The following is a 12,087-nucleotide window of genomic DNA, read 5'->3' as shown; positions in this document are numbered from 1 at the left end:
GGCGAAGACCTGAAACCCTTGATCTACAAGCTTCTCAAGCAGACGTCGATCCAGGAACTCATGCCAACTTTGGTCCGGAAAGGCTAGGAATTACCCAGATTATTGCGATCAATCCAGTCGGATCAGCTGCACTAATCGGATTCCCCCCAACATAGGCATACGTATTCACCCCACCCGCCAGCCCGATCGGGTCGGACTGCAGGTAGCGGCCCAGGCTGGCGTCGTACTCACGGTAGCCGTTGTGCCACAGGCCGGATTCGGCATCGTAATACTGCCCGGGGAAGCCGAGGTTCAGCCCGCCCAACGTGTCGAGGGTGACGCCGCGGTCGAATGCCCGATTCGCCGCCTTCCACACCACCTGCTGCCCGGCATTGGTCACCAGCTGCGGCCGGCCCAGGTGGTCGCCGTGCAGATAGTAGAGCTGGTTATTGCGCACCAGGGCGATGGGTTCGCTGCCGCTGTAGACGTAGCTCGTCCATTGCCCGTCGGTGTATTCGGCCAGCAGCTGGTTGAAGCCGGCGTACACATAGCGGCTCTTGTGGCTGGCGTTACGCTTACCCATCCGCTGGTCCAGGGCGTTCACCGTGTAGGTCGTGGTCACCCCCTGCGCCGTGTGGCCGGCCAGGCGGCCGAACGGATCATACGCCAGGGTGTGCGGGATGCCCGCGGCATCGGTGTAGGCCGTGACATTGCCGTTGGCATCGTAGGTGAACGCGCGGCTCACCCCGCCCATGGTCGCCTGCAACAGGCGGTTGCTGTCCGGCGCGTAGGTGTAGCTGCCCGCGCTGATCGGAACGGTATTGCCCAGGCTCACCCGGTTGCCCACCGCGTCATACCCGTAGCTGGCCACGTTGCCGCCTGCGTGCTCCGAGCGCACCAGCCGCGACAGCGCGTCGTACTGGTATTGCTGCGTCTGCGCCGCATCCACACCATCGGTGATCGCGGTGATGCGATTCAAAGCCAGGGTGCAGGAGCTGTCTGCTTACGGTCAGGAAGTGAACCTGACCCCGGCACACCAATATCGATATTCTTATTGAATTCCAACAAACATGGACATACATGTTTCACTCATATGGACCACGTTGACCCAACTCTCCCGATGAACCACATGGGTCGACAAAATTTGTGGCGCCATCAGACTCAATGAACAGTATGTATAAATAGCCCGCCCTCATATTGAATCTACTTGACGTATTGTCGGATCGAATGGAAATTTTACGACCAACCCTTCCTTTAAAGGACCCGACCACCCTGATCGTGTATTCGGTCGCCTCCACTCCTTCAGGATCGTCCACGGAAGTCAAAACTTTCGAATCCACCAACTGCCCGACGATGACGTATTTAGCTCTACTCCACTCCTCCGCAAAGGTTGGCTTCCCAAATGCACAAATAGCCTGTGCACTTCCACACATAATCAGCATAAATGAGATGAGGGCACTTCGAATTAGCATCATCACTGCGTCCCCTCTGGACACGCATACCCATCTGGCATGTTGATCGTTACCTTCATGATGCCAAGGTCTTTTGGGGCACCGGGAAGTTCGATTTGGACCGGCCAGAGTTCCATAGACACTCATCCACGCCCTCCACGTCACCTGCTCGCTGGCGCGCCTACGCCCGACGCTAGCGCAAACCGGCAAGCAGGCCGCATCCGGGTCGCGTTTAGAGAATCTCGCGCACCCGCTCCGGCGGGCGGCACAGGCGCACGCCCTTGGGTGTGAAGACGAAGGGGCGCTCGATCAGGCGCGGCTGCGCCGCCATCGCGCGCAGCAGCGCGTCATCGTCCAGCGCTGGATCGCCGAGGCCGAGCGCGGCGTATTCCGGCTCGCCCTTGCGCAGCGCCTCGCGCACGCGCAGCCCGGCACGCGCGATCGCCTGCCGCAGTTCCGCGACGGTCGGCGGCTGCGCCACGTAATCGACGATCTGCGGCTCGATGCCCGCCTCGCGCAGCAGCGCCAGCGCGCTGCGCGATTTGCTGCAGGTCGGCCGGTGCCAGATCACGACATCCTGCATCGGCATTCCCCTCACGGCCCGGTCGCGACCGGACGCGCCGGGTCGGTGATCCAGCCGCTCCACGAGCCGGTGAACAGCCGCCCCCCGCGCAGGCCGGCGCGCTCCATGGCCAGCAGGTTGTGGCAGGCGGTGACGCCGGAGCCGCACATCGACACGACCTCGGACGGGTCGCGCCCGCCAAGCAGTTCGCGGAACTCGGCGGCCAGCTGCATCGCCGACTTGAACTGGCCGTTGTGCAGGTTCTGCATGTAGGGCCGGTTGATCGCCCCCGGCACGTGCCCGGCCACCCGGTCCAGCGGCTCCTGCTCGCCGCGGAAGCGCTCCGGCGCGCGCGCATCGATCAGCAGCCCGCCGGCCGCCAGGTGTGCCTCGACGGCCTTGGCATCCAGCAGGCGGCGGGTATCGAACTGGCCGGCATAGCGCGCCGGCTGCGGCTGCGGCAGCGCGCTGGACGCCGGCAGCCCGAGCGCGACCCAGCGCGACAGGCCGCCGTCCAGCACCGCCACCTTCTCGTGCCCGAGCACGCGCAGCAGGAACCACAGGCGCGCGGCGATCGCGCCGTCGCCATCGTCGTAGGCCACCACCTGGGTGGCCGGACTGATGCCCCACTGCTGCAGCCGCTGCAGGAAGGCCTCGCGCTCCGGCCAGGGATGGCGGCCTTCGCCCTTGCGGCTCATGTCGGAGAGATCGCGCTCGAGGTGCGCGTACACCGCGCCCGGGATGTGCGAACGCCGCCAGGCCTGCTCGCCGGCGGCGGGATCGGCCAGGCTGAAGCGGCAGTCCACCACCACCAGGTCCCCGCGATTCAGCGCCATCGCCAGAATGTCGGGTTGCACCAGCGTCGTCCATCCAGCCATCACACGCTCCTTTGCTCGATGATCCCGGCATTGTCCGCCGTCGCCAACCGCTGCCGCAGGTTGAACAGGATCGACGCGGTGGCGCCCCAGATTCTCTGCTGCGGATAGTCGTATTGGAACACGCGGCGGGTGCGCCCGCCGAACTGGAGCTCGATGGTCTCCAGCCGGGCCGGGTCCAGCAGCAGCTCCAGCGGCACCTCGAACACGTCGGCCACCTCGTCCGGCTCCGGCCGCGGGCGGAAATCAGGCACCAGCAGCGCCAGCACCGGCTGCACCCGGAACCCGGTGATGGTCAGCAGCGGATCGAGGTAGCCCAGCGGGTGCGCCTGCGCCGGCTCCAGCCCGACCTCCTCGTGCGCCTCGCGCAGCGCGGTGGCGACCGGGCCGGGATCGGCCGGATCCACCCGGCCACCGGGAAAGCTGACCTGGCCGGCGTGCTGGCGCAGGCGCTCGTTGCGGCGGGTGAGCAGGACAGTGGCGCCGGGCGCGCGCGGGATCACCCCCACCAGCACCGCTGCCGGACGCGGCACCGCGGGCAGCGGCAGCCCGTCCAGCTCCGCCAGGTTCCAGGGCGCGCCCTGGGGCGGGCGCGCCAACGGATGTACCGCCTGCCGCAGGCGCGCCGCCAGCAGGTCGGCCTGCATCAGCCCGGCTCCCGGCGCGCGGCGCGGGCGGGCAGCACCACGTCCATCAAGTGCAGGCGCTGCGCCTCGCCCATGCCCGCCCAGGCGGCGATCTCCTCGCCGCTGCGGTGGCAGCCCGCGCACAGGCCATCCGCCTCCAACCGGCAGATGCCGATACAGGGGCTGAGCACGGCGGCAGGAGTGAACGTCGCGGGGGATGCGGTCATGGCGTGGAATGGTAATCCCGGAAACGCGAAGCGCCGGTCGGGACCGGCGCTTCGGAAAATCGCGGGAGGCGCGATCAAGCCGTCACTTCACCGCGCCCAGCTCGATCTGCATGGCGATCGCCTGCTGCGCGAACTGCTCGTTCTGGCCGCCACCCAGGCTCTTGCCCGGCGGGATCACCACCTCGTACACCGCGCCCTGCTGCATCAGCGGCAGGGTTTCCTTGAGCGCCGGGATCGGCGCATCGCCGACCTTGAACGGCGGCGGGGTCTGCACGCCGCTGAGCGGCACGCCGACCGCGGCCAGGAAGCTGCGGAACGCGATCTGCACCTCGCTGTTGGCGGTCGGCTTGGCGCCGGTGCCGGCCTTGGCGACGCGGTACATCACGCCGCTGGGCAGGGTGATCACGCCTTCCTGGGCCTTGTACTTGCTCACGAAGTCGGCCGACTGCGCCTGGTTGTCGGCCAGCGCCTTGCGGAAGGCATCTTCTGCCTTCTGCTGCATCCGCTGCTGGAAGCCGGCATAGGCGGTGCCCAGCTGCTGCTCGGTATAGGCCGGCTGCTTCTTGCCGTAGGCGTCCTGCAGGCCGCGCACCACGGTGGCGATGTCGATCGGCTCGCCGGTATTGGCCAGCTCCTGGCCCAGCTGCCAGCCGAAGGCATAGCTGGCGTGGAACTTGTCCACGGTCGGAGCCGCCGTCGAGGCTCCGGCGGGCTTGGCCGCGGGGGCCGCCGGCTTGGCCGGCACCGGGGCCGGCTTGGTCTGCGCCGAAGCGATGCCGGCGGTCAGGGTCAGGGCCGCCACACTGGCAGCGATCGCACGCAACTTCATCCACAACCTCGTTGGTCAATCGGGCCGGCGGGCGGCCCGTGGGTAATCCGGCACGCGGCCGGGGAATCGTCGTCCGGCCAATCCGCGCCGGCATGACAAGGTAGGATACTGGCCACGGTGCATGCCTGCCACCGCGGCCCGGCAGTGTGACACGCCACGCCGGGCAAAGTTCCATCCCATCCGGACTATCCCCCATGACCGAGCCCCTGCTGCTGATCGACACCGCCGACGGCATCCGCACCCTCCGCATCAATCGCCCGGACAAGCTGAACGCCCTCAATGCCGGGGTGATCGACGCCCTCGACGCCGCCTTCGCGGACGCCGGCCGCGATCCCGCGGTGCGGGTGGTGGTGCTCACCGGGGCCGGCCCCAAGGCCTTCGTGGCGGGCGCCGACATCGCCGAGATGCACACGCTGTCGCCGGCCCACGGCCGCGATTTCTCGTTGCGCGGCACCCGCATGATGCGCAGGATCGAGAAACTGCCCAAGCCCGTGATCGCGATGATCAACGGCTTCGCCCTCGGCGGCGGGCTGGAACTGGCGATGAGCTGCCACCTGCGGATTGCCGCCGACACCGCCAAGCTCGGCCAGCCCGAGATCAACCTCGGCCTGATCCCCGGCTTCGGCGGCAGCCAGCGCCTGCTGCGCCTGTGCGGGCGCGCCGCCACCCTCGAGCTGTGCCTGACCGGCGCCCCGATCACGGCCGAGCGCGCGCTGCAACTTGGCATCGTCAACCGGGTGGTGCCCGCCGCCGAACTCGAGGCGGAAACCGGCAAGCTGGCCGCGCAACTGGCCGCGGCTGCCCCGCTGGCGCTGCGCGGCATGCTGGACTGCGTGAACATCGGCGGCGAATGCGGACTGGAAGAGGGCCTGGAGTACGAATCGGCGCAGTTCGGCCTGATGTTCGCAACCCACGACATGCGCGAGGGCACCGCCGCGTTCCTGGAAAAGCGCAAGCCCGCCTTCACCGGCACGTGATCGCCGGGGCGATGGCCGACTTCTGCCGCGACTGCCGCTGCACCGCGCCGGAGGGCGCGCGGGCGCACGCGATCCTCGACGCACTCGCGCGCGACGATCTCGACGCGGCGCTGCGCCTGGGACTGCTCGATGCCCCGCCCTGCACGGCCTGCGCGCCCGCCTGCCGGCAGCGGTTGCAGGATGCGCGCACGGCCCGCCTGCGCGCATTGGCCGCGCGCGAGCGCCATCGCGCCCGGCGCGCGCGGCTGCAGCGGATCGCGGCCCAGCGCGCGGCCGCGCGCGGCGCGACGATCTCCGCCCCGGCAGCCACCAACCCGGCCTCCACAGCGCCTGGGTCGACCCTGCCGCCCGCCGCCGCCGCCGCGCTGGCGCGGGCGCTGGAAAAAGCGCAGGCACGCCGGCCATGAGCGCCCGCCCACGCCGCCGGCCGGCGCCCGGCAGCCGGCTCACCCGCGAGGAAATCCGCGAACTGTTCACCCGCCTGCGCGCCGCCAACCCGCAGCCGACCACCGAGCTTGAATACACGACTCCGTTCGAGCTGCTGGTGGCGGTGGTGCTGTCAGCGCAGGCCACCGATGTCGGCGTCAACAAGGCCACCCGCAGGCTGTATCCCGTGGCCAACACACCCGCGGCCATCCTGGCGCTGGGCGAGGACGGCCTGAAGCGCTACATCAACACGATCGGCCTGTACAACGCCAAGGCCGCCAACGTCATCGCCCTGTGCCGGCAGCTGCTGGAACAGCACGGCGGCGAAGTGCCGCGCACCCGCGAGGCGCTGGAAGCGCTGCCCGGGGTCGGCCGCAAGACCGCCAACGTGGTGCTCAACACCGCGTTCGGCCAGCCCACCATCGCGGTGGACACCCATATCTTCCGGGTCGCCAACCGCACCGGACTGGCACCCGGCAAGGACGTGCGCGCGGTCGAGGACAAGCTGGTGAAGCTGGTACCGGAGGAGTTCGCGCGCGACGCCCATCACTGGCTGATCCTGCACGGCCGCTACGTGTGCAAGGCGCGCAAGCCGGATTGCCTGCACTGCCCGATCCACGACCTCTGCCGCTGGCCCGACAAGGGCCCGTCGAGCTGGGCGAACTGACGGCGGCAACCGCATTTCCATACGAAAAAAGGCGGCGGACCTCAAGCCCGCCGCCCGTGCCACTTCGTCTGGCTGTTTCCGCGGATCAGAAGCGGAACTCGCCCCACACGCCGAACTCGTCGGTCTTGAGGTCCTTGGTCAGCAGCGCGTTCTTCTGGTCGGTGTGCTTGTACACGGTGGCCAGCTTTACGCCCTTGGTGATCGGGAACTCGACGCCCAGGTTGTAGTAGGTGTCGCGCAGGGTCGGGTCGAGGGTCTTGCTGAGGTCGGTGCGGTCGTAGCGGCCGAACAGGTTGATGCCGTCGCCGCCGAGGCCGATGCTGCCCCAGGCCGACCAGCCGCTGGCCTTGTCGGTGGCCACGGTCAGCACGTTGTTCCAGTTCTTGGCCTGGAAGTACTCCAGGCCCAGGCGGGTGGTGCCAGCGGCGTAGGCGGCCAGGAAGTCCACGCGCTCGGCGTTGTGCAGGGCATTCACGGTCTGGGTTTCCTTGCCCAGGGTGCCGTTGTAGAAGCCCACCGCCAGCACGGTGCTGCTGGTCGGCGCATAGCTCAGGCGGCCTTCGAAGTCCAGGCCCTTGCTGCGGCTCGGGTTCTTGTAGCCGTTGCCGTTCAGGGCGGCCACCGCGTACTCCATCGAACCGCCGGCGACCTTGCCGGAGGCGTGCAGGCCCCAGTCGGCCGAAGTGCCGAACTTCAGGCGATCGGTGAGGGTGTTCTCGACGTAGCGCATGCCGTACCAGTTCTCCGCAAACGGGATCCACGGCAGGTCGGCGGCACCGGCGCGCAGCACGAAGGCGTCGCTGAGCTTGTACTGCACGTAGGCCTTCTTCAGGTAGATCTCGGTGGAGGCGATCGCCGAGGAGTACTGGAAGTCGGTGGTCAGGTTCATCGACCACTGGTCGTTGAACTTGTGGTCCACGCCCAGGTAGAAGCGCTTGATGTCGAACGCGAAGCCCGACTTGTTGGTCTTCACGCCGTGGTTCTGGTCATCGATGTTGGTCAGGTCGTAGTACAGGCGGCCGCTGATGCTGGTGTCGTTCACCAGCTTGGCCAGCTTGTCCACCTTGCCCTTGGTGGCCTCGGCATCCTCGATCGCCTTGGCCTGGGTGATGTTCACGTCGGACTGCGCATCGGCCTGCGCCTGCAGCGCCTCGACCTGCGCCTGCAGGGCGGCGATCTGCGCCTTCAGCTCGGCGATGTCCTGGGCGCTGGGCGCGCTCTGCGCGGCAGCGTTGAAGCTGGTGCTGGCGATGGCCAAGGCGACGGCGGCGGCCAGATGGGTGGGACGCATGGAAAGACTCCAGTGGATGACGGATGGAAGAGAAGAGGAAGGCGTTGAGGTGCTGCACGCGCCGGCTGCGGCCAATGCCCGTGCCGGGGTGCTATTTCAATGCGGATTCATTGCAGGTTTATGTCGGCCTCACGCTTTTTTTCACGCTCGCCTCCCCAAACGGCGGGAATGGCGGCCTGTCATTCGATCGTCATATTTACGCCGCAACCTTGTCACCGCACTGCCGTCCAATGCCGGCGTGCGGCGCTGCCGCCGTCATCCCAGACCCAAGGAGTTTTCCGTGCTCAAGTCCCTCAAGTCCCGCCTCGTCGTGCTCGCCGTGGCGACCAGCGTTGCCGGCTCCGCGTTCGCGGCCGACATCACCGGCGCCGGCTCGACCTTCGTCTACCCGATCCTGTCGAAGTGGTCCGCCGACTACAACGCCAAGACCGGCAACAAGATCAACTACCAGTCGATCGGCTCCGGCGGCGGCATCGCCCAGATCAAGGCGGCCACCGTGGACTTCGGCGCCTCCGACAAGCCGCTGCCTCCGGCGGAACTCAAGCAGGCCGGGCTGGCGCAGTTCCCGATCGTGATCGGCGGCATCGTGCCGGTGGTGAACCTGCCGGGCGTGGCGCCGGGCGCGATGAAGATCGATGGCCCGATCCTGGCCGACATCTACCTCGGCAAGATCACCAAATGGAACGACGCCCGCATCGCCGCGCTGAATCCCGGCCTGAAGCTGCCGGACATGAAGATCACCGTGGTCCATCGCTCCGACGGCTCGGGCACCACCTTCAACTTCACCAACTACCTGTCCAAGGTCAGCCCGGAATGGAAGCAGAAGGTCGGCGAGGGCACCTCGGTGGCGTGGCCGGCCGGCGTCGGCGGCAAGGGCAATGAAGGCGTGGCCGCCTATTCCCGCCAGATCCGCGGCGGCATTGGCTACGTGGAGTACGCCTACGCCCTGCAGAACAAGCTGACCTACGCGCTGATGAAGAACGCCGCCGGCAACTTCGTCAAGCCCAGCGACGACACCTTCCAGGCCGCGGCCGCCAATGCCAACTGGGGTGCCACCCAGGATTTCGACCTGGTCATCACCAATGCCCCGGGCGCCAATGCCTGGCCGATCGCCGCCACCACCTTCGTGATGATGTACAAGAAGCCCAAGGATGCCGCGCGCACCCGCCAGGCCCTGGACTTCTTCAAGTGGGCGCTGGAAAACGGCCAGCCGCAGGCGACCTCGCTGGACTATGTGCCGCTGCCGGCCTCGCTGGTGAAGCAGATCGAGGGCTACTGGGCGCAGAACATCGGCGCCAAGTAAGCCATCGTGCGGCTCCGGAGAGGCGGGGTGCATGACCCCGCCTCTTCATTTTTTGCGGATGTCACGAAGCTGTCACAAAAACAGCGTTTCATGGCGACCACGCGTTGCCGCCTTTCCCGCCCATCGTCCCTGGCCCGGCTCTCCCACCGAAGCCGGCCACGTTTGCCGCGCCGCCGGTACAGCAGTAGACCCGACGCATGAATGCCACCCCCGACAGCATTGACCTGACCCGCCGCGAGCACGCCGACCTGCGCGCCGACACCCGTTTCCGCTGGCTGGTGACCACCGCCGGCATGATCGTGCTGCTCGGCCTGACCGCTGCGGCCCTGTCGATGCTGTGGGGCGGCCGCCAGGCGTTCGCAAAGTTCGGCCTGGCCTTCTTCTGGACCGACCAGTGGGACGCGGTGCAGCAGCAGTTCGGCGCGTTGGTTCCGATCTACGGCACCATCGTGACCGCGGTCATCGCCATGCTGATCGCAGTCCCGGTCAGCTTCGGCATCGCCTTCTTCCTGACCGAGATCGCGCCGCGCTGGCTGCGCGCGCCGGTCGGCGCCGCCATCGAACTGTTGGCCGGCATTCCCTCGATCATCTACGGCATGTGGGGCCTGTTCGTGCTGGCCCCGCTGCTGGGTGAGCATGTGTTCCCGTGGGTGGACGAACACCTGGGCCAGCTGCCCGGCATCGGCATGCTGTTCAGCGGCCCGCCGCTGGGCCTGGGCATGGGCACCGCCGGCCTGGTGCTGGGGATCATGGTGATTCCCTTCGTCGCCTCGGTGATGCGCGAAGTCTTCCTCACCGTCCCCGGCCCGCTGAAGGAATCCGCCTACGCGCTCGGCGCGACCCGCTGGGAAGTGGCCTGGGACGTCGTCCTGCCCTATACCCGCTCGGCGGTGATCGGCGGCATCTTCCTCGGCCTTGGCCGCGCCCTCGGCGAGACCATGGCGGTGACGTTCGTGCTCGGCAACGCGCACTCGCTGACGTTCTCGCTGCTGGAGCCGGGCAACTCGATCGCCGCCACCATCGCCAACGAATTCACCGAAGCGGACTCCAAGATGTACCTGTCGGCCCTGATCGCGCTCGGCTTCGTGCTGTTCATGCTCACCTTCGTCGTGCTCACGATCGCGCGCCTGATGCTGCGCCGGCTCAACCGCCAGGAGGGCCACTGATGGCCGCGTCCACCTCCCTGCACCGCTGGCGCGCGTTCAAGAACGTCCTCGCCCAGCTGTTTGCCACCGCCGCCACCCTGTTCGGCATGTTCTGGTTGATCTGGATCATGTGGACCACGCTGCGTACGGGCATCAGCGCGATCAGCCCGGCGCTGTTCACCGAGATGACGCCACCGCCGGGCGAGGAAGGCGGCGGCCTGCTCAACGCCTTCTTCGGCAGCGCCGTGATCAGCCTGATGGGCATCGCCATCGGCGCGCCGATCGGCGTCCTGGCCGGCACCTACCTGGCCGAATACGCCAACCGCCACTGGCTGGGCGAAACCGTGCGTTTCGTCAACGACATCCTGCTGTCGGCGCCCTCGATCGTGCTGGGCCTGTTCGTCTATACCCTGGTGGTGGCGCAGATGGGCCACTTCTCGGCGCTGGCCGGCGGCATCGCGCTGGCCTTCATCGTGCTGCCGGTGGTGGTGCGCACCACCGACGAGATGCTGCGCCTGGTGCCCGGGCAGATGCGCGAGGCCGCGCTGTCGCTCGGCGTTCCGCAGTGGAAGGTGACCCTGCAGGTGCTCTATCGCAGCGCGATGCCGGGCATCGTCACCGGCATCCTGCTGGCGCTGGCGCGCATCAGCGGCGAAACCGCGCCGCTGCTGTTCACCGCGCTCAACAACCAGTACTGGACCACCAACCTGCTGGCGCCGATGGCCAACGTGCCGGTGGTGATCTTCCAGTTCGCGATGAGCCCGTACGACGGCTGGCACGCCCTGGCCTGGGCCGGCGCCTTCATCCTCACCCTGTTCGTGCTGGCCATCAGCCTGATCGCACGCGCCATCGTCCTGCGCAACAAACTGACCCATGACTGACCTGCGGACCATACCGATGTCTTCCTCGTACGCCGCGGCCATGCCCGCCGACCACAATGCCGGGGCAGCCGCGCTGCCGCCCCCCAAGATCGCCGCGCGCGGCCTGAACTTCTGGTACGACAAGTTCCACGCGGTCAAGAACATCGACCTCGACATCCCCGAGAAGCGCGTCACCGCGTTGATCGGCCCGTCCGGCTGCGGCAAGTCCACCCTGCTGCGGGTGTTCAACCGCATCTACGCGCTCTACCCCAAGCTGCGCGCGGAAGGGCAGGTGCTGCTGGACGGCGACAACGTGCTGGACCCGAAATACCCGATCAACCGCCTGCGCAGCAAGGTCGGCATGGTATTCCAGAAGCCGGTGCCGTTCCCGATGACGATCTACGAGAACGTCGCCTACGGCATCCGCCACCACGAGCGGCTGTCGCGTTCGGAGATGGACGACCGCGTGGAGCAGGCGCTGCGCCAGGCCGCGCTGTGGGACGAGGTGAAGGACAAGCTCAAGGCCAGCGGCCTGGGCCTGTCCGGCGGCCAGCAGCAGCGCCTGTGCATCGCGCGCGCGATCGCGCTGCGCCCGGAAGTGCTGCTGCTGGACGAACCCACCTCGGCGCTGGACCCGATCTCCACCAGCCGCATCGAGCAGTTGGTGGAAGAGCTGAAGCAGACCTTCACCATCATGATCGTGACCCACAACATGCAGCAGGCGGCGCGCGTGTCCGACTACACCGCCTTCATGTACCTGGGCGATCTGGTCGAGCACGGCAGCACCGCGCAGATCTTCTCCAATCCGACCAAGCAGCAGACCGAGGATTACATCACCGGTCGGTTTGGCTGATCCGAGACCCCTTCCG

At 67.6% G+C, this 12,087-nt stretch carries 12 protein-coding genes and 1 pseudogene; 7 read left to right on the top strand and 6 right to left on the bottom strand.

Annotated features, from left to right (window positions below; all coding sequences use genetic code 11):
• Positions 1 to 58 precede the first annotated feature (58 nt).
• The 5 genes and pseudogenes from EDC34_RS06215 to EDC34_RS06195 form a co-directional block, all read right to left on the bottom strand.
• Positions 59 to 958 carry an RHS repeat-associated core domain-containing protein gene (locus tag EDC34_RS06215; protein ID WP_114959612.1) on the bottom strand — a complete coding sequence of 300 codons (900 nt, stop codon included), beginning with the start codon at positions 956 to 958 and terminating at the stop codon, positions 59 to 61.
• 704 nt (positions 959 to 1,662) lie between these two features.
• Positions 1,663 to 2,013 (bottom strand): arsenate reductase (glutaredoxin), encoded by a 351-nt coding sequence (gene arsC, locus EDC34_RS06210; protein ID WP_114959613.1) that lies wholly within the window; start codon positions 2,011 to 2,013, stop codon positions 1,663 to 1,665.
• A gap of 11 nt (positions 2,014 to 2,024) precedes the next feature.
• Entirely contained in the window at positions 2,025 to 2,870 is an 846-nt protein-coding gene (locus EDC34_RS06205; protein WP_114959614.1) for a sulfurtransferase, read from the bottom strand.
• A pseudogene (locus EDC34_RS06200) lies at positions 2,870 to 3,720 on the bottom strand (CoA pyrophosphatase). The gene EDC34_RS06205 and the pseudogene EDC34_RS06200 overlap by 1 nt, the downstream one beginning before the upstream one ends.
• An 82-nt stretch (positions 3,721 to 3,802) precedes the next feature.
• On the bottom strand, positions 3,803 to 4,549 hold the full coding sequence (locus tag EDC34_RS06195) for an FKBP-type peptidyl-prolyl cis-trans isomerase N-terminal domain-containing protein (RefSeq protein WP_114959615.1): 747 nt from the start codon (positions 4,547 to 4,549) through the stop codon (positions 3,803 to 3,805).
• Between the two features lie 194 nt (positions 4,550 to 4,743).
• Between EDC34_RS06195 and EDC34_RS06190 the strand changes: the two genes are divergently transcribed.
• Genes EDC34_RS06190 through nth form a run of 3 tightly spaced genes read left to right on the top strand, consistent with a single transcriptional unit; the run spans position 4,744 to position 6,619 of the window.
• On the top strand, positions 4,744 to 5,526 hold the full coding sequence (locus tag EDC34_RS06190; protein ID WP_114959616.1) for an enoyl-CoA hydratase/isomerase family protein: 783 nt from the start codon (positions 4,744 to 4,746) through the stop codon (positions 5,524 to 5,526).
• Between the two features lie 11 nt (positions 5,527 to 5,537).
• Positions 5,538 to 5,933: a hypothetical protein gene (locus EDC34_RS06185; RefSeq protein WP_114959851.1), complete on the top strand. Its 396-nt coding sequence runs from the start codon at positions 5,538 to 5,540 to the stop codon at positions 5,931 to 5,933.
• Complete coding sequence (gene nth, locus EDC34_RS06180; protein ID WP_114959617.1) at positions 5,930 to 6,619, top strand: endonuclease III; 690 nt, start codon at positions 5,930 to 5,932, stop codon at positions 6,617 to 6,619. Before EDC34_RS06185 ends, nth begins: the two co-directional genes overlap by 4 nt.
• An 85-nt stretch (positions 6,620 to 6,704) precedes the next feature.
• Here nth and EDC34_RS06175 read toward each other — a convergent pair whose 3' ends face one another.
• Entirely contained in the window at positions 6,705 to 7,910 is a 1,206-nt protein-coding gene (locus EDC34_RS06175) for a porin (protein ID WP_114959618.1), read from the bottom strand.
• 280 nt (positions 7,911 to 8,190) lie between these two features.
• On the opposite strand from EDC34_RS06175, the gene pstS reads away from it, so the two are divergent.
• The 4 genes from pstS to pstB all read left to right on the top strand — a co-directional run bounded on the left by pstS (position 8,191) and on the right by pstB (position 12,071).
• Positions 8,191 to 9,213 carry a phosphate ABC transporter substrate-binding protein PstS gene (gene pstS, locus EDC34_RS06170; RefSeq protein WP_165921019.1) on the top strand — a complete coding sequence of 341 codons (1,023 nt, stop codon included), beginning with the start codon at positions 8,191 to 8,193 and terminating at the stop codon, positions 9,211 to 9,213.
• Positions 9,214 to 9,410: 197 nt separating this feature from the next.
• A complete protein-coding gene (gene pstC, locus EDC34_RS06165; protein ID WP_114959620.1) occupies positions 9,411 to 10,379 on the top strand; it encodes a phosphate ABC transporter permease subunit PstC in 969 nt (322 codons plus the stop codon).
• The gene (gene pstA, locus EDC34_RS06160; protein WP_425477452.1) at positions 10,376 to 11,239 is read left to right on the top strand and encodes a phosphate ABC transporter permease PstA; all 864 of its coding nucleotides are present in this window, start codon (positions 10,376 to 10,378) and stop codon (positions 11,237 to 11,239) included. The genes pstC and pstA overlap by 4 nt, the downstream gene beginning before the upstream one ends.
• Positions 11,232 to 12,071, top strand: a complete 840-nt coding sequence (pstB, locus tag EDC34_RS06155) for a phosphate ABC transporter ATP-binding protein PstB (protein WP_165921018.1) — start codon at positions 11,232 to 11,234, stop codon at positions 12,069 to 12,071. Before pstA ends, pstB begins: the two co-directional genes overlap by 8 nt.
• The last annotated feature ends 16 nt before the right edge of the window (positions 12,072 to 12,087 follow it).

The sequence above is a fragment of the Thermomonas haemolytica genome (assembly GCF_004346265.1).
Classification (GTDB): domain Bacteria; phylum Pseudomonadota; class Gammaproteobacteria; order Xanthomonadales; family Xanthomonadaceae; genus Thermomonas; species Thermomonas haemolytica.
The sequence above is the reverse complement of the archived record's forward strand: the minus strand, read 5'-3'. Positions and strand labels throughout refer to the sequence as shown.